The following is a 17,417-nucleotide window of genomic DNA, read 5'->3' on the forward strand; positions in this document are numbered from 1 at the left end:
CTCACGCCACCTCGATCGCGGCCATCAGGCCGGTTTCCATGTGGTCCACCACATGGCAGTGGAACATCCAGGTACCCGGGTTGTCCGCCACCAGTGCCACCTGGGCGCGCTCGTGCTTGCCCAGCAGGTAGGTGTCGGTGAAGTACGGCACGATGGTGCGGCGATTGGACGCGATCACCTTGAAGGTCATGCCATGCAAATGGATGGGGTGCTGGTACTGGGTCATGTTCTTCAGTTCGAAAATATAGCTGTTGCCCCGGCTCAGCCGGGCAATGGGCCGGTCGGCGCAGGTCTTGTCGGTGATATCCCAGGCCTGGCCGTTGAACTGCCAGAAGCTGGGCGGGCGGCCATTATCCCCTTGCGCGGCCGCCGAGCCTACCCATTCCACGTTGAAAACCAGCTTTTCGGCACGGGCCAGGTCGGGCTCGGCCACCGGGTTGGCCGGTAGCGGTGGCGGCCATGCCCCCGGCGGCATGGCGGTGGCCACCGACCGCAGGGTGCCCAGCCGCACCGGACCGTCGCGCACGGCAACCTCTTCGCCGGCCGGTGGCATGCGCACCGCCACGCAGGCGCGCATGCCCGGCCCCAGCCAGTAATCCTCGCCGAACGCGCGAGGCTCGATGGGGTTGCCGTCCAGGGCGTACAGGCGCACCTGGTCAGTACCGCGGAAATTGAGCCGGTAGGTGGCCGTATTGTCGACGTTCAGCAGGCGCAGGCGCACGACCTGCCCTGCTGGCAGGTCAATCGTCGCCTGCGGCACGCCATTGATACTCGACAGCCGCCCCAGCGTACCCACCCGCGCCGCCTCGCGGGCCACGCTGAACGGCACGAAGGCACCCTGCTCGTCTACGTGCCAGCTTTTCAGGCTCAGGGTGGCCTCATGGGCGAAGCCGGTGGGCGCGCGCTCCTCGACGATCAGCGGCCCCACCAGGCCGCGCCCCAGCTGCTCGGTGCTGGCCACGTGGGGGTGGTACCAGAAGGTGCCAGCGTCGGGGACCCGGAAGCGATAGTCGAAATACTCGCCCGGCAGCACCGGCAGCTGCGACACGTAGGGCACGCCGTCCATCTCCAGCGGCAGGCGAATGCCGTGCCAGTGAATGGTGGTGGGTACCGGCAGGCGGTTGATGAAACGCACCCGCAGCCATTCGCCCTGGCGCACCCGCAGCTCGGCGCCAGGGGCCGAGCCGCCAAAGGCCCAGGCCGGGGTGACCTGGCCGGGTACCAGCTCAAGGTCCAGCGGCGCGGCGATCAGCTCAAAGTCATGCCCCGCCTGGTCGGCGCGGCGGCCCAGCCAGTAGTGCGCCGCGCCGCCGGCGCTGGCACCGACCAGTGCGAGGCCGGCGAGCCCTGCAAGTGTCTGGCGACGAGTGAAAGACATGCTGGCGCCCCCTCGAAATCAACAAAGGCGCGCACGATACACCGCCACAGGGCCGACAAAGGCGCCGGAAACATCTTGCGAAAAAATCCCCTGGGGCGAGCCTTACACAACTACCACCCACCTGCGCCCAGCCTCCCCACACTCAGGCCTTTCTCACCCAAAGGAAGGCCCACCATGACCACTGCCCATCAACCAGGCGCCGCCGACCGCCAGGCCCTGATCGACATCGCCAAGCGCATTGCCGACACCCTGCCCGACATGCGCCAGAAGGCCCGCGACACCGCCAACCTGATCCTCCATCGCCACACGGGCGCCTACGGCGAGCCCGACACTATCTGGTGGCACCGCTGGAAGAACGGCAACACCAGCCCGCGCACCTATTCAGGCTGGGAGCATTACGGCAAACCGGTGGAATCCTTCACCCTGCCACAACTGGTCATGCATCGTTTCCACACCGGGGACCAGGACAACGCCGACCTGCTGCACATGTGGGGCGGGTTCTACAGCAAGGGCCCCAACGAGCGCTTCTACGACGAGAAAACCGAGATTCGCCTCGAACCCCAGGACGTGCTCAATGACTTCTGGGGCCTGGACTTCGCCGGCCACTTTCGCAAAGACCTTGATCAGTTCTGGGCCCATCATGCGGGTGATTTCCGCGTCATGGCCAAGGCCAACTTCCTCGCCAAGGCCCTGGAAGACCGCGAGGCGCGACGGCTGTCCGACCCGCAGTTCCAACTGCTGGTAAAGGCCGTGGCTGGCGAGGTGACCTGGCCTATCAGCGTGCAGGCGCTGCGCACCGAGATTTCCCCCACTGGCCCGCTGAAGGTCTACGCCTTCGACATCGGCGGCCACATCGCCACTGACATCCTGCGCATCGTCGACCAGGACGGCTGGCAATACCTGTACATGCCCGGCACGGTGAACACCTTCCACGCGTTCGAAACCGACCAGGACCTGTACTGGTGGGTGCTGTCGCAAACCAACATGGCGCAGAACCGCGCGCACTTCATGAGCCACTGGCCGCTGTCGGCCAACGACGGCGATGACGCCCTGCACCACAGCCTCGACCTGCTGTTCCAGGCCTGGGGCAAGAACCACGCGAAACCTATCAACCGCCTGAAGATAGCCCTGGTGGAGGATCCCTTCACCTTCCTCGCCGACACCAGCCGCCAGCGCATGTACGACGACATGCAGATGCTGCTGCACAGCAATGGCCAGCTACGCGAGCAAATGTGGGTCGGCTACCTGAAAGCGTTCGGCCAGGCGTTCGGGGGGCTGGCCGCCCTGCATTGGCCCATTGCCTTGGCGGTGGTGGGCGCCGGCATCGCCGAGATGGGCCTGCACATCGATGAAGCCGTCAATGGCCACGACACCGCCGAGCGCAAGCAGGCGACCATTGCCGCGATCACCAGCGCCGTGGACGTGCTGTTCAACGCCACGTTCCTGTGGACGCCCGCAGAAGAGGCGGTCGCCAGTGAATTCCACCCGCCTGCCACCCACATCGCCATGCCCGACATCGAGCCATTGCTGCCAGCCCCCTACAATGCGCCGGAGATCGCCGACCTGCTGGCACCGCTGGAAACCAACGAACTGGTGGACGGCAAGTCCCTGGGCCGCAGCGGCCGCAGGCGTGGCGTCTATGAGGACACCCATGGCCAGGACTACATCGAAATGGGCGACATGACCTACCAGGTGCGCTGGGCCAGCGACATCAACCGCTGGACCATCATCGACCCGGCCAACCCCTATTCCTTCTACCAGAGCGTGCCCGTGCAGTTGAACGCCGAAGGCGTGTGGGAACCCTTGGAACGCCTGAAGCTCAAGGCCGGCGGCAAGATCTTCGGCAAGCTGCCGTGGGGCAACCCGGTTGCACGCCCCAGCGCAGCCCTTACTCCCACGTTTCGCTATGACATGCCCGAGGCGCTGCGCCCGCTGTTGCAGGACGGCGCCAATGGCTCGGCCGACCTGCTGATCAGCGGCGTCCACGCCGACCTCCATACCCCCGGTTCCATACAGGCCTACAGCGCGTTTCGCGCCCTGCGCGACCAGCTTGTCAGCGACACCCTCACGTTCTTCCAGGACTTTACCCCGCCGGCTCGCCCGACCATTCCCGACCTGGACGTAGTGGCCGCGCAACCAACGATCATCAAGGGCATCTACGCCAACGCCGACGGCCTGGTGATTGGCGAATCCCACAGCAGCGTCGCCAGCAAGAAATTCCTCATCGACAACATGCCGCTGCTGGCCAGGGAGAGAGTGCGCACCTTGTTCATGGAGCATTTGCTGACTGACTTCCACCAGGTGCACCTGGACGCCTATGCCCGTACGGGCAACATGCCGGGCGAACTCAAGGCGTACCTGCGCAAAATGGACGGCGGTTTCCACACCGACCCATCCGGCCGCTACACCTTCCTGGAATTGGTCAAGTCCGCCCACCGCAACCATATCCGCATCCAGGCCATCGACTGCATGGCCAGCTACCGCCAGGCGGGCCTGCTGGACACCACCGACACCCTGCGCCAGCAGACCATGAACTACTTCGCCCATACGGTGATCGCCGCCGATCGTGAAACCCGGGGTGCCGGCAGGTGGGTGGCGCTGGTCGGCAACACCCACGCCAACACTTTCAAGGGCGTGCCCGGCGTGGCCGAACTGGAAGGCGCCATCGGCTTGCGCGTGGCGGACGTGCCGGCCAACGCGGCCCGTGGCGTGCGCGCGGACACCGGCGTCCACCCCGCAGACTCTGGTTTCAACGGTCCCGGCGGGCTAGTCAAGGGTGACCTCTACTACCCCATGGGCACCCTGCGCCAGGCGCGCGACCTGGAACACGAACTGTCGGCGCCGGGCATGTTCACCATCGACACGGTGCAGGTGTTCAAGGAACTGATCCACCGCAGCGCCGATGGCTCGCTGGTGTTCACCGAACTGAAAAAGGACGGCGAGATGATCTACATCGAACGGCCGCGCTGGGCCGCGGTGCACAAGCGGCGCTTCGACAACACCCGCGAGCTGATCACGGCGTTGACGATGATTGGGTTGAAGTACGTAGGATAATGCCTGCACTCCCTGGCCGTGATCTGCATGCGCGGCCAGGGAGAAGAACGAACGCGCCCCGTCAGAAGATCAGAAGAAAATCGCCGGGCTCACCGAGAATCGCTTGCTCAGCGCGTCGATGTGATCCTTCGTGAGATTGCGACCGCGACCATTGAGAATCTTCGACACCAGCGATTTGCTGCCGATCTCAGGCAAATCAGCCACGCCGAGGTGGTGTTGTTCCATGAGCAGCTTCAAGACGTCGACACCATTCATCTGAGCGACCTTGGCATCAAAGCTTTCAAAGGCAGGCGACTCACGCTCCCAGCGCTCGATGGAATTGGACAGAATCTCGATCAAGATCCGATTGGCATCGTAGTCATCCACCAGTTGGTCCATCAGCGCCAACGCCTGGCTGTAGTCAGCGTCGTCACTGATATGGCCGATGAATGAAGCACCTTCTAGCAGGGCACGGGCCCGCTCCTTGATTACAGAAATATCCATTTTATTCACGCTCCTGCCGGTAGCGATTGCACAGCTTGTCGTATTCGCCATGGGGGACGATGTGCTTTACGTACATTCGATTATCCCGAAAGGCTATGAATGCGATCATTCGAAGGGTGTTGCCGCCAATATCGATTACCCACCATTTGTCCCGGTAACGAAAATTATCCAGGGACGGAAAAGCGCATCGAAGCTGCGTGGGCGTATCGAAATCGCCAGCGCGCAGCGCTTTGTAGGTTCGCGCAATGGCATCCGCCTGATTTGGGAATGCCTTGCAGGCGTCATCGAACGGCTTCTTGGAAATCACATGCATAGTCGAGCGAGTGTCCTTACAAGGATGGCGAAAAGTTGACATTTTGTCAACCACAATGGATCACCCTTTGCCTCCCTGCAAAGCGCGTCCACCCCCAAGGATACGTTTCCCATCCTCCCCCAGCGTCGCGTAATCGTCACGAAATATGGCGAACGCTCCGGGACATCCGGGCATTACCTGCTTCCATAAAAAAACCGCCCGGAGCCAAAGCCCCGGGCGGTTTTCATTGGTGCCATCGACCCTTAGGCCAACTGCATCATTCCCACTCTATTATCAATAGATCTTAAAAACCCATAAAATTCAATAGATTGTCGCATAATCAGCCGATAGCACCATAAAAAAACCATGTTCACTCCTAAGTGTCGAGCATATCCCACTCATCTCCGAGCACCCAGCGTATTGCAGACAGCTTGCCATTGATCATCCCCCACTCAAAGTCGGTCCACGGCCCTAGCTCTTCGGTGCCCAACTCTTCTTCAGCGCTTTTCATTGCGGCAAGCATCCCCTCCCAAATCGTATCGACCAGTAAGTTCCGCCGCTCCTCCGGAGCGGATTGGTCCCACACCTCTTTGGTCACGAGCTTTGCTTGACCGCCTTCGACGCGAGCGATGATGCTCCATTTTCTGTTGTACCAAACCTGTGTTGTCAGGTTGTTTTCTGCCTCAAGCAGTTCAGAAAGCTGCCTAGGGTCTTGGCTGTATTCGCGCTCGAATCTGGTCTCTTCGATCAGGTCGCTCGCAAACTCGCTGAGCACCACACTTAGGTTGGTTTCGTATCGCGATCTCACACCATCAAAGAGCGACGCCAGATCAGGGTGAGGGACACGTGTGTCAGCTCCCTTTTGGCTGAAATCGTGAATGTTGTGGGTCACAAACGCGAACACGTCCTCATCTGTGCGCGCGGCTACGGCGTCAATGTAAGTCTCGATGATGATGGCATCACCAATCCCGTTCATTTGCCGGTGAAACGGGGCAACCTTGGCAATAGCTCGATCCGCAGCGCGCACCTTGATGTGATCGCTGACAGGTACTGGTGTAGCCTCCCCTAATAACTTTTCGATCAAGTCCACCGCCTCGTTCACAGCCTCTCCGCCACTAGCAACCCGGTGATCGACTTCGTTTAGCTGCTTCAGCGTGGCATCCCGCCCTTCTTCAGGGGCGAATTGCATAATCGCCTCCCTGACACGTTTGAAGTGGCTGGAAAGACTGGCTCGACTAGCGGCCATGACTCGATCGCGATTCCGCGCAAATTCCTCAATGATGATCTGCGGCATGATAAGCACGACCTCGCCTGCATCGGCCATTGCGGACAAGGCGTCCAGCAACGGAAGGTGGCGGGGATCTTTCGTAAGGTCGAGCCACACCGATGTATCGATCAACAGGTTCAATTTCATTCGTGCTCCTTCCATTTCGTGCTGACATCGACTGTAGAGTCTGTTCCATCCACCCCTTGCAGCTGACGCAACAGGACCGTACCTTCGGCAAAGTCGCCGCCCTGACGTACCTCGGCGAGCAGTGCGTCTGCGTAAGCCGGATGTGCGCGGAAATAGGCAATCATAGCCTCATCATGAGGCCGATCTTTCATTGGCATCATCCTTCCCTCAAAGACCATCGTTCCGTTCACCCCGCCTACGGCACCAGACCAGCCAAAACGGGAGTATTAAACGTCCCAGCAACCTTGGTTCCAAACTGAAACCACGTTCGGCACCCGTTGCTGCGCTACAGATAGTGTGAAGCGATCTATCCAAGACAGATGCGTTTTTACAGTATCGCGCTCATCCACCGACTTGCTCATCTGGTAGAAAAAGGATAGCTATATGATATCATTCCTCCTCTCAAGCACTGCATGACCGTGTGATGAAAGGAGTCAACATGAGCGACGAGGAAGCCAGCAAGTACCCGCATAGCGCCATTTCCACTTGGAGTGGATTCGTCTACCAAGGCAAAGTAGCGCTTTATCATTGCCTGAAACTGATCAATCAAGGCGACTGTGATTTCCAGCTACAGCTCGACAGCACAGACGATTTTGCCATTTATAAAAACAATGAATTAATAAGTGCCCATCAGGTAAAAGCCAAAATTGGTGACTATCGCAGCAACTATAAGGACGCTTTAAAAAAGTCAGCTGCAATTGAACTCGACAGAATCGCAGGAACCAAAAGATATTTTCACATATCCCAACCCATCAACGACAATAGCGACTACGTAGACGCCAACCACGAGCGAGTTGAATTTTATGCCTACGGTGACCTTCGCCACTGCGAGCTTGACAAGATTGAAGAGCTAACAAAACAGGTAATCAAGGAAATTTTTACCCGACAGGCAGTAGTTTACGATGATAGCCTTGTAGACTCTAACTACTGCCTACTATCTGACAAAATCAGCTCTCAAGCGCTAGTGATTCACGCAAAAATACAAAATGAAGGTGACGCTCAGCGTATAGCAGCATATGAACATCGAGTGCCTGCGGAAAGCATTCTTAGTGACATATTGGATGCGAATCCATACGAAAGAAAAGACTATTTCGCAATTGAGCTGAAGGCACGCCTCCACACCCACTTAGAAGAAAGGTTAGCTGATTCGCTCCCAGGTATGTCGGACGCAGCGTATGAAAGAGCGCGACGCATCTACGAACTTATAAGACTCTCTGAGGGTGGCGACTTCAAAATACTTTGCCAACTCATGAAGCCTTCAGAAAAATTCTCACGCATCCAAAGTTCAGATATACGTCGATACTCGGACCTTCTGCACACAATCAATATTGAGCCTATTTTAAAACGACTACCACACTACTTAGACAACGACAATAAATTTTATGCACCAACAGCACTATACCTACCAGAACCAACAGACAAAAAATACTGCACCTCTGAGATAATCGCCGAAATAAAAGATAATGACGATCTAGGCAGGCTACTCTTCGAATTTAACAATCTAATTGCAGCCAAGGCCAACGAGAGCTTCACAATCGATACAAAGTACACAAATTGCTTCGATACAATCTCCACCGACGATCAAGACCGCATCGACAGCAATATTACAAAAAGTTTGTGCATCAGCATTTTAACAAAAGACGACGCAGAGGCGCGACTTAAATGATTATTGACCTCATTCACCAAGCCCTAGATGCACACAATTTCTCCAAAGTACATGAGAACGACAGTACTGGCTTCTATGTTCGTGAAGACGGTACGGCGATCAGATTTGCAGTCTTGCACAGGTTAGACAGCTTGATGAAGCCCGGCGAACTCAATGCCATCATCAACCAGTCAGCACCAGTGGAATTTATATCTGATCCAGCATTTAAAAAGAATTGCGATCTAATCTGCATTCATCACCTCGACAAACTTGCCGAATTCAAAAACCACGAAGAGCAGATTTTTGAAATTGAAGAAGATCCTCATTTCTATAAAAAATATGTGCTTTACTACAGCGACACTGAGATCGAAGCTATTAAGGGACTAAATTTCGCCAAGCTAAACGAATTGATTTCAGACAAAGCGCAATTTGACATATACAAAAACGAACCCACAGCAGCTACCAAATACAGTGCAGCTGCGAAAATATTCATTAAGCTGCCATTTTTGGCGCTTCACATCAATAAAGTGGAGCTCGTACCCCTTCGCTTACAAATTGACGAGGCTGTGGCAGAAGCCGACCTAAGCAAGACTTATGAAACGATAAAGAAACACGGCCAACTAAATATCGAAGACTTGATCAAGGAACTGATTAGCGATGAACTGGCAAATTTCCAAAATTGAAATTTCAAGCTTTAAAGCTTTCAAACAAATCCATCTTGATTTTGGCGACTCTTCACTCTTGACATTGGATGGCCCCAACGGCTTTGGCAAAACAAGTGTATTTGATGCAATTGAATTATTGCTAACCGGCGGAATAAAGCGAATCTGTCACTTATTCACTACCCTAATGATGGGGAAAAGAACAAATTATGAAGACAACCTGCTTTGGAATAACCGCTCCGGCAATAAAGATCTAGCAATCAAAATAGAGTTCTTCAATGGCTCGCGCAAGCTTATTCTAGCTAGGCATACTCCCGCAGCAGACTTTGACGAGAAATCAAACAATCGAGCAGACCAGTTTACGCACCTCATGCTTTACGAGTTACCTGAGTTTTCGTCAAACGATTACGTAGCAGAAAATCTTCGGAACGAAAGTTTCATCGAGGAGCTTTTTGGCAAAAATTTTAAAGAAAACTTTTCTTACTTAAATTATTTAGAGCAGGGCCAAAACCAGCTTCTCCACTCGCGAGTAGACAAGCGCAAAGAAGCATTAAATAACCTTTTCAACATCAGCGACGTAAAAACAGAGACAGATAACTGCAAAACTATCGCTTTGCGGCTTACGAAGTTCATCGGTGATCCAAAGCGTGCTGCAGATTTATCAAGGTTGGAGTCAGAATCTGGCTTGCTGAAGGGAATGATTCAGGCAGACTTAGGAGCAATTGAATATAAAAAGACTTCCACAGCAGCGTTGCAACCTGGCTGGGATAAAGAGAACCCCTTTCCCACCTACTCTGTGGAAATCCACGGAGAATACATCGAGAACATCCAACGCCTTCAAAGACTGGTTGTACTAAAAGGTGCAATACAGGTCAGAGACAAGAACGAGTCGATTGAAAATTATATTGAACTTAACAAGGACTCGATCAAAAGTCTGGCGCGTTTCGGCAATGACTTGAACAAACTGGATGACCTCGAAGAGACCAAAAAAGAGTTAAATGAATTGCTCAAACGCGGGGGTATTATCAAACGCGGAGCTACAGTCATTAACGCCAATGAAGCCAAGAGCCTTACTGGATGGACCCAAGGGCGTTTGGAATGGTTTATTGAGCAAATAATTACCCGCAACTCCCTTCAGCAAAAGAACAGTTCCAATACCAATGCTGCAGCCGAGCTGAATCGTCTGAAAGCAGAACTGATAGCTGAGCACTCTAAACTCTATCCTGACGATCAGCATTGCCCAATGTGTGGGGCCGACTGGCAATCCCATGACGCGATGTTGCAAAAGATTGAGCTCAGATCACAGCAGATCAATGACGCGCTAAGCGCTGATGGCCAGACCTTGATAAACCTCACAGGGTTGATGGCTGCGGAGTTGACTTTAATTGACGCTCAGATCCAAGGCCGGGCAGCGGAGCTATCCGTAGGTTACAGCAGCGCCCTACACACTGCCCTGCTCCGTGATAAAGCTCGGTTGCCGGCGATTAACCATCTCGCCGCCCGGCTTCAAGCTTTAGGCGTACAGCTCAACCACTCATTTTCCGAAAATGAGGAGGAGATAGACACTCGTACTCAGGCTCTGACAGCTTTCATCAGAAGTCAGAAAACATCCGAGACAGAACCCCTTCCGCAAGACTGGAGAAGTGTCATCACCTCTGCCTTCAAAGAGCTGCAAGATTTCTATATTGTTGAGTCTCAAACGCTTAAAGACAAAGAGCTTTATATCGTAGCTAAAGCAAACGAGGCACAAAGCAGCAGACTGAAGCAGTGTCTTGACGAGCTACAGATCATTCAGCGTGAAACGAAAGCAGCGCAGGCTGCTAAAGCCAAGGTCAACAACCTAAAGTCTACCTTGGAGAAAACAGAACGCAGTTACTCTGAACAAACTATTGCTGAAATTGAGCTGATATTCCATATCTATAGTGGACGGCTCATCCAGAACTATCAGCGTGGTTTGGGTCTATTTATTGAAAGCAAAGACGGTAAGGAGCTTAGGTTCCTGACCGCTGAAAAGTCTGAGTATGATGCGATTCTCTCGATGAGCTCCGGGCAGGTGTCGGCACTCAGCCTGGGCTTTTTCCTCTCGCTGAATAGAGTTTATTCAAGCGTACCGCTGATATTGATCGATGACCCGTCCCAGTCGTTGGATGAGGTAAATATCGCCTCTTTAACTGATCTACTTCGCTGTGAGTTCAGCAATCGCCAGTTGGTAGTTTCCTCGCACGAGGATGATATTTCCTCGTATATGCGTTACCGATTCGCCAAAGCTGGCTTGAGCACCCGATCGTTAAACATGCAACGCTTGGCTAAGGAAACTTTAGTCTCCGCAGGTTGATTCGCCATAATTGGGGCACATGGAACGTGCCCCTTGTCTAAGATCGGCTTCACAGGTCATGTTTTTGAGTTTGAACAATAGATCCCATCTTCATCCCTACGGCCACCTGCAATCTCCGAAACTCCACCATTATGCTCTCTACGTCAGTGGCATTCGCTCCTTGACCGCGCTTCTCTGCGAGCCAGATTTTCAACAGTCCCGCAACCCGCCCAAGGTCGCCATTGACCTTGGCCAGATCGGCCACGGCGTTCAGGTCAACGACCGATCGTATCGGCGTGTTCAATCCTAGCGCCCGCAGGTAGCCTGAACGGGACATGCCTGCTTTTTCGGCGCGCTCTGTGATGGTCGCCTTTTCCTCGTCAGTCACCCACACCTCTATTGGCTTTCCACGCCTTCGAGGCTGGGCATTCTCTTTGGTGCCCTCTTTCATGACTTGCGCTCCTGTTGTTGCTTTTCAGCTTTTAGACGCGGCAGCGGCTGGGGCCACGCAGAGCAAGATACTGTTGAGCTGCAGGCGAATAAGGTGCGGTGTTGGATGGGTTCGGGCTCGCCCGTACCCGTACAACACACATCTTGCCGTCTATTTCTATGCGATTCTATGCAACTTGAGCAGAGATGCCATTTACATTTCATCTAGTCGCGTAGATTCGCGTAGATTCGCGTACGTTCGCATAGCGTCGCATTAATAAATGGTTTCAATCGCATAGAGTCGCGCAGAATCGCATAAAGCCGTCATAGTGAACTAGGTGAATTGAACTTTCTAACGTCGGGCACCAAAACAGACTGCTTGGTGGCGAGCATGGCTAATTTTGCAAAGCATGCGGCTTGAAATCACGCATCTCGAATGAGAGCATTCATAGGCGTACCCACTTTTACCGAAGAAAATCATCAGATATACCGGAGCAATCAATGGCACGCAAAACTCTCGCTGAGCGCCGTTCTGAGGCCATTTCCGAACTGGAAACCGCTAAAGCACGACTGGCGAAACTCGACAACGAGGCCGCTGAGAGAATCGGCAGAATTGCAATAAAGTCAGGATTGGTTAATCTGAAGCTTACGGACGATCAAGTCCGGGAAGAATTCGACCGAATAGTGGAAAAGATCAGCAAGGGGAATTGACCATGAAGACAGCTCGCCGCATCAGTGCATTTGCCAGTCGACTTGACGAATTGCAAGCCTGCCTCGGTCGGGCCGGTAACCGGGCTACGGAAAATGTTACGGAAGCCCAGCGTATCGCGGCTGAACTGGCTTTATCCCTCGAAGACTGGCATCTGGACGCGCTGCCCATACCTAAGGCGGAGCGTGCCCCCTACCGATCGCAGAATCCATATTACTCAGCACATTGACTCTGCCGCTCTGATTAAAAAGTCCACTTCGGTGGGCTTTTTTGTGTCCGTAAAACGTATAAAACCGGACAGGCTTAATCTCTACCACCCTGGAAATTAAAGCCCTACATATCAGGTCGATAGTTATTTTTCTCAGTCATATGGCGGACAGTTTACGGACAGACCTATCGCACTTTATACGGATAGATAGTTATCCGTATATTTCAAACGGAGCAATATCGATAAATAATAGGGCCGTCAAGGTTAGAAATGAGGTATTCGGTATGAATAGGGAATTACTCATAAAAGCATCGTCCTACTTGTGCAAATCCGGGCGTCATGTGGCGTTGAGCGTTGCGATGGTCGGAACCGGCTTACTTGGCGCGGGGCTATACGTTGCGCCTGCCACGGCTTACGCCATCTACTGCGCAAACTGCTCCACGTTCTATCAGCAGATGTTTGAGTACGCTGAAGCGGTCAACACGGCTCTGAACACGGCCGAGCAACTGCAAACCCAGGTGCAGTAGTATCAAAGCATGATCACCCAAGGCACCGGGTTGCCCGATTCGATGTTCGGCAGTATCGCGGCTGATCTGAAAAGCGTGGTGAACATCTACGACCGCTCGCAGGTGTTGGGCCGCCAAATCCAGAACATGGATTCGCAGTTCAACACGGCTTTCCCCGGTTTCGAGTCGTACCTCAACCAAGCTGCCAACTCGGCTGAGTCACCGGCACAGGATCGCTATCAGACGTGGTCTGAGCAAGGCCGCGATAACGTGAAAACTGCGCTTGAAGCGGCAAACCTCAATACCAGTTCTTTTGAGTCTGAGGGCGTGCAGCTTGACCGCATGATGACCCGTTCACAGTCAGCCGTCGGCCGGATGCAAGCACTTCAGGCGGGCAACGAAATCGCTTCACAGAACGTACAGCAATTGCAAAAGCTGCGCGATCTGGTGGCTACGCAAATCAACATGCAGGGCAACTATCTGGCTCAGCAGGGCGACAGGGCAGCAGCCAGCGAAGCTACCGAACAACAGTTTGAAGCGCGCAAAAACACACGTGGCGGCGTTAAGGGGTATTGAGAATGACTATTTCGAAATGGCTCATCGCGTTGATCTGCTTCGGCTCTGCACTAATCGGTTCAATGGTCACCGTGGCGGTTCAGAGCGACTGCGAGTGTACCTCTGTGACTGAGCACCAACGGCAACAGCATGACGCTGCTGCCTCGTTTGAAGCGCGCCCGAGCACTCGCGGCGGCGTTAAGGGGTACTAGCTATGGATACTCGCCTACTGTTGTTCCTCGCCTTAGCGAGTGCATTCGTGACCGGAGATGCTATGGCCGCGACCGACCTTTCCCATGCCGACACATCGGTGCAGGGCCTACTCGACCTCGTTTTGCAGCAGTCGCACCAGTGGTCAGAAACGCTGTATGACTATGCGATCAGATTATTCTGGCTGCAGGCCTCGATTCAGTTCATCTGGACGTTCATGCCTCTGGTCATGAAGCAAGCCGACTTCGGCGAGATTGTCGGCGAGCTGCTGCGCTTCGTCCTGGTGGTCGGTTTCTTCCTTGCCGTTATGAAATACTCGGTGGAGTGGTCATCTGCCATTGTCGAGAGCTTCCGCGATGCGGCGGCATCTGCGAGCGGCCTCGGGCGCGCTTTAGAACCCGGCGATATGCTGGCGGTTGCACTGGATTTTGGCCGCACCATGGTGAAGGGCATATCAGTATTTTCTCCGGCCAAAGGACTTCTGATCGCAGTTTGCGCAATCCTTGTATTGGCGTGCTTCGCCTTCATCGCTGCATTCATGTTCGTAACGCTCGTCGAGTCTTACGTCATCATCAATGCTTCGGTGCTGTTCTTTGGCTTTGGCGGGTCACAATGGACGCGTGATTTTGCAATCGCCCCAATGCGTTTCACCGTCGCAATCGGAGCCAAGCTGTTCGTCTTAACGCTGATCGTCGGCCTGATCGTTCAGTCGGCCAAGCAGTGGTTGGCCGCCTACACCAATGACGAAGCGTCGTTGATGACGATGGTTGGTCTGGCCTTGGTGTGCTGCTATTTGACAAAGACCATTCCTGACCTCATCGGCGGAATGATAAGTGGCACCTCGATGGGTGGTGGATCAGCCATCGGTGGTATGGCGGCGGCCGGTGCTGCCGGTGCAGCGGCGGCAATCGCAACCATCGCCACAGCCGGGGCTGCCGCTCCTGCTGCTGCCGGTGCCGGTGCAGCGGGTGCCGGGGGCATCACCGGCGGCGGTCTCGCAGGGGCGATCAACTCTAGTTTTGCCGGTGCAAGCTCCGTTGGTGGTGCCGCTCCGTCTGTAGGTGGCGCTACGTCCTCCGGCGTAGGGGCCAGCACTGGCGGAGGCGCACTGACCAAGGGGGCAAGCTCCGCAGGCGCGAAGACTGGCGGTACTGCAGCTACCCCATCGGCGACGCCCAGCAACGGCGTCCAGCAGGCCTGGAAGGCCGCACAGAGCGGCGATGACAATGATCAGAAAGCAACACCGAAAGGGGGAACTGTTAGTTCCGGCAACGCACTGTCCCATGCGGCCAATGGTGGTGCAAAAGCGCTTGGCGTAATCGCCTCGATGACAGTTCCGGGCATGGAGAATGCACACTCAGCGTCGCTTGGCGCTGGTCTTCCACAGACAGCTCACGGTGACTCCAGTTCGCTCAAATCCGCAGCGCCGGCCGCGGAAGCCCCAGGTATGGAATCCAATGTCATTCGACCAGATACGAACACCAGCTCGAATTCCGGTCGCACCGACGTTTCGAGCATAACCTCAAGCAATGACCAGCCGGAGAAATAACCATGAATAGCATTCTGATGTTCGCTGGATTCGTCGTACTCGCCTCCACCTTGGCCATTGCCATGTGGGCGTTCGGCCGCTGGCTACGAAGCAAAGGCTACGGGCCATTGCTCGATAGACTGGATCGACAATTTACCGCATTGCAGCTTCGAGTTAGCCCGCTGGCCCTTTCGGCTTCCTTTCATATGTTTTCCGGAGTGCAACACCTGAATCGCCTCCCGCTGCTAGGTAGCAAGAGCAATGCTGCTCAAGCCCAGCAAATTCTGATGGCGATCCGAGCGGCGCAGGAAGCCCAAAGGCTCGACTCTCCCGGCAACCGCTAACCCTAAAATCCCCCGCCAAAGTGCGGGGGTTTGTTTTCCGGAGACACCAAATCTAAGTAGTACGCACGGACTTGTCTCAGTTCAGCCTTTCAGAAAGCCCCCTACCGGTACTCCATCAGAACGACGCCCCCAGACAGCCATGATCAAAAGCGCGGAAGACTCTGCCATTAGTAATACGCACGGACTTTGAACACCTTGTCCATCAGCTCGGACAGGACACCGTCTAATGCACGGGGGCTTCGCCATTAGTAATACGCACGGACTTGGTACACTGACTCGCCGGTGCGTTTATGTATCTAGAAACCGCCATGACTGATACAGCCATTTGCTTAGCGATGGCCCGCACGCTCAAGCCCTCGCGCCTGAGGGACTGTGCCTTCGCCTGCTTGGAGTTCGCAGCTTCAAGGTAGGCTTCCCGGTCTACCGCACCGGAAGCGCGTCTGCGGCATTCCTCGCGCTTCCTGTGCCGTTCCGCGGCCTCGGCCTGGCTGACGATGGTTTTGAGCTGACGCTGTTCGTCGGTGGTGATCCCGAACAGGTTGATAAGCGTGCCGTTTCGCGGCGTGTAGAGCGGCGCGTAGTCCTTACCACCAAAGCTGATCTTTTCCCCGGCCTCATAGGCTTTAGCCTTGCTGAACAACGTCATAAGCTCTTTCGAGCGGCTATTCCATTGCGGGTCAAGCTCGCGGGCCAGCGCGGCCGCCTCGTGGTACATCTGCTTGCTGTTGGTCGCCCCTGACAGTAGCAGGAAATTCAGCCGCCAAAACAAGTGCTGCATCCGGCTGCCTTCGCTGACGCCGCCGCGCAGCTCAGCGAGCTTGCGCAAGTCTTCGAGGCGATCCCATGCTAGCTGTCTGCCGGAGAACCCGAGCAGATTGTCGGCCTTGCCGCCGGGCACCAGAAGGAAAGGCTTTTTCGTGGCTCGCCGCTCGCGCTGTTCAGCCTGTTCCTGCCGCTGCTGCTCGATTGTCCAGCGTGCCGCCGGTAGCAGCGCCTCGGCCAGATACTCGAAGTTATAGCGGATCGGTTCGCCGTCTGCGCCGCTCTGGACATGAACCACGCGACAGACTTCCCCGCTCTTGCTATTGACCGTCTCCACGGTGCGCAGCACGCGGCTGGCGTCTTTGGCCATCGGGTCAGCGCCGACGTGCGCGAGGCGATCCACAAGATAGCGCTGGCAGGCGTTCCAACGCGGCAGGGCCTGACGCGGAATCGTGCCATCCAGCAGCCACTTGGCCTGTATTCCACGGCCGCTGTAAATCAGCACAGACGGCGACGGCAAACCTTCCTCGCCGCAAAAATACAGTACAGATGCCGCCAGTGCCTCAGGCGTGCGCCCGGCCAGCGCAGGCACCCGGTAAGTGTCGAGGTCGGCAAACAGCAGGCCAAGCCGCAGGAGGTTGACGACTCGCCTATTGGGCCGAACGAACTCAGCTTGGGACATCCACGTGTCACGCTTTTTGTCCAACAAATCGAGTACTTTTGGCATATCAGCCAAGCGATGAGAAGACTGGCGCTTTTCACCTCGGGAGTCGACGAGTAGCGAAAAAAAACCGGCTCTAGTCCTATCGTGGTACATCTGCGCTTCGTCCTGAGAACTGAAAAGCGCAAGCTGTGGACTTGCGCCGGTCAGCTCTATCAGAGCGT

14 protein-coding genes and 1 pseudogene are annotated in these 17,417 nt (G+C 55.3%); 8 read left to right on the top strand and 7 right to left on the bottom strand.

Annotated elements, in window-relative coordinates; translation table 11 throughout:
- Window position 1: 1 nt before the first annotated feature.
- Window positions 2-1,378, bottom strand: coding sequence for a multicopper oxidase family protein (locus tag AC0Z2B_RS12140; protein ID WP_476296899.1), 1,377 nt, complete (start codon window positions 1,376-1,378; stop codon window positions 2-4).
- 174 nt (window positions 1,379-1,552) lie between these two features.
- Here AC0Z2B_RS12140 and AC0Z2B_RS12145 point away from each other — a divergent pair, with 174 nt between their 5' ends.
- Complete coding sequence (locus tag AC0Z2B_RS12145) at window positions 1,553-4,432, top strand: dermonecrotic toxin domain-containing protein (protein WP_476296900.1); 2,880 nt, start codon at window positions 1,553-1,555, stop codon at window positions 4,430-4,432.
- A 69-nt stretch (window positions 4,433-4,501) separates the two neighbouring features.
- Here the strand turns inward: AC0Z2B_RS12145 and AC0Z2B_RS12150 are convergent, their stop codons facing one another.
- From AC0Z2B_RS12150 to AC0Z2B_RS12165, 4 genes are all read right to left on the bottom strand, one after another.
- The gene (locus tag AC0Z2B_RS12150; protein WP_416422745.1) at window positions 4,502-4,915 is read right to left on the bottom strand and encodes a helix-turn-helix domain-containing protein; all 414 of its coding nucleotides are present in this window, start codon (window positions 4,913-4,915) and stop codon (window positions 4,502-4,504) included.
- Window position 4,916: 1 nt separating this feature from the next.
- Complete coding sequence (locus tag AC0Z2B_RS12155; protein WP_473005536.1) at window positions 4,917-5,228, bottom strand: type II toxin-antitoxin system HigB family toxin; 312 nt, start codon at window positions 5,226-5,228, stop codon at window positions 4,917-4,919.
- 355 nt (window positions 5,229-5,583) lie between these two features.
- Window positions 5,584-6,621 carry a PIN domain-containing protein gene (locus AC0Z2B_RS12160; RefSeq protein ID WP_476296902.1) on the bottom strand — a complete coding sequence of 346 codons (1,038 nt, stop codon included), beginning with the start codon at window positions 6,619-6,621 and terminating at the stop codon, window positions 5,584-5,586.
- The gene (locus AC0Z2B_RS12165) at window positions 6,618-6,812 is read right to left on the bottom strand and encodes a hypothetical protein (RefSeq protein WP_476296904.1); all 195 of its coding nucleotides are present in this window, start codon (window positions 6,810-6,812) and stop codon (window positions 6,618-6,620) included. Before AC0Z2B_RS12165 ends, AC0Z2B_RS12160 begins: the two co-directional genes overlap by 4 nt.
- Window positions 6,813-7,099: 287 nt before the next feature.
- Here AC0Z2B_RS12165 and AC0Z2B_RS12170 point away from each other — a divergent pair, with 287 nt between their 5' ends.
- From AC0Z2B_RS12170 to AC0Z2B_RS12180, 3 genes are read left to right on the top strand one after another with little or no spacing between them, the layout of a single operon-like run.
- A complete protein-coding gene (locus tag AC0Z2B_RS12170; protein ID WP_476296906.1) occupies window positions 7,100-8,326 on the top strand; it encodes an ABC-three component system protein in 1,227 nt (408 codons plus the stop codon).
- Window positions 8,323-8,988, top strand: coding sequence for an ABC-three component system middle component 1 (locus AC0Z2B_RS12175; RefSeq protein ID WP_476296907.1), 666 nt, complete (start codon window positions 8,323-8,325; stop codon window positions 8,986-8,988). The genes AC0Z2B_RS12170 and AC0Z2B_RS12175 overlap by 4 nt, the downstream gene beginning before the upstream one ends.
- Entirely contained in the window at window positions 8,963-11,302 is a 2,340-nt protein-coding gene (locus AC0Z2B_RS12180; RefSeq protein WP_476296908.1) for an AAA family ATPase, read from the top strand. Before AC0Z2B_RS12175 ends, AC0Z2B_RS12180 begins: the two co-directional genes overlap by 26 nt.
- Before the next feature lie 49 nt (window positions 11,303-11,351).
- On the opposite strand, the gene AC0Z2B_RS12185 is transcribed toward AC0Z2B_RS12180, so the two are convergent.
- Entirely contained in the window at window positions 11,352-11,732 is a 381-nt protein-coding gene (locus tag AC0Z2B_RS12185) for a plasmid mobilization protein (RefSeq protein ID WP_476296910.1), read from the bottom strand.
- A 479-nt stretch (window positions 11,733-12,211) separates the two neighbouring features.
- Here AC0Z2B_RS12185 and AC0Z2B_RS12190 point away from each other — a divergent pair, with 479 nt between their 5' ends.
- The 4 genes and pseudogenes from AC0Z2B_RS12190 (at window position 12,212) to AC0Z2B_RS12205 (ending at window position 15,770) form a co-directional block, all read left to right on the top strand.
- Window positions 12,212-12,421 (top strand): TraC family protein, encoded by a 210-nt coding sequence (locus AC0Z2B_RS12190; RefSeq protein ID WP_122270014.1) that lies wholly within the window; start codon window positions 12,212-12,214, stop codon window positions 12,419-12,421.
- A gap of 565 nt (window positions 12,422-12,986) precedes the next feature.
- Window positions 12,987-13,709 (top strand): annotated as a pseudogene (trbJ, locus tag AC0Z2B_RS12195) (P-type conjugative transfer protein TrbJ).
- A 193-nt stretch (window positions 13,710-13,902) separates the two neighbouring features.
- On the top strand, window positions 13,903-15,447 hold the full coding sequence (gene trbL / locus AC0Z2B_RS12200) for a P-type conjugative transfer protein TrbL (protein WP_476296912.1): 1,545 nt from the start codon (window positions 13,903-13,905) through the stop codon (window positions 15,445-15,447).
- 2 nt (window positions 15,448-15,449) lie between these two features.
- A complete protein-coding gene (locus AC0Z2B_RS12205; RefSeq protein WP_476296914.1) occupies window positions 15,450-15,770 on the top strand; it encodes a hypothetical protein in 321 nt (106 codons plus the stop codon).
- 223 nt (window positions 15,771-15,993) lie between these two features.
- On the opposite strand, the gene AC0Z2B_RS12210 is transcribed toward AC0Z2B_RS12205, so the two are convergent.
- Window positions 15,994-17,349: a replication protein gene (locus AC0Z2B_RS12210; protein WP_476296916.1), complete on the bottom strand. Its 1,356-nt coding sequence runs from the start codon at window positions 17,347-17,349 to the stop codon at window positions 15,994-15,996.
- Between the last annotated feature and the right edge of the window lie 68 nt (window positions 17,350-17,417).

Source organism: Pseudomonas sp. GYB4201 (assembly GCF_056312595.1).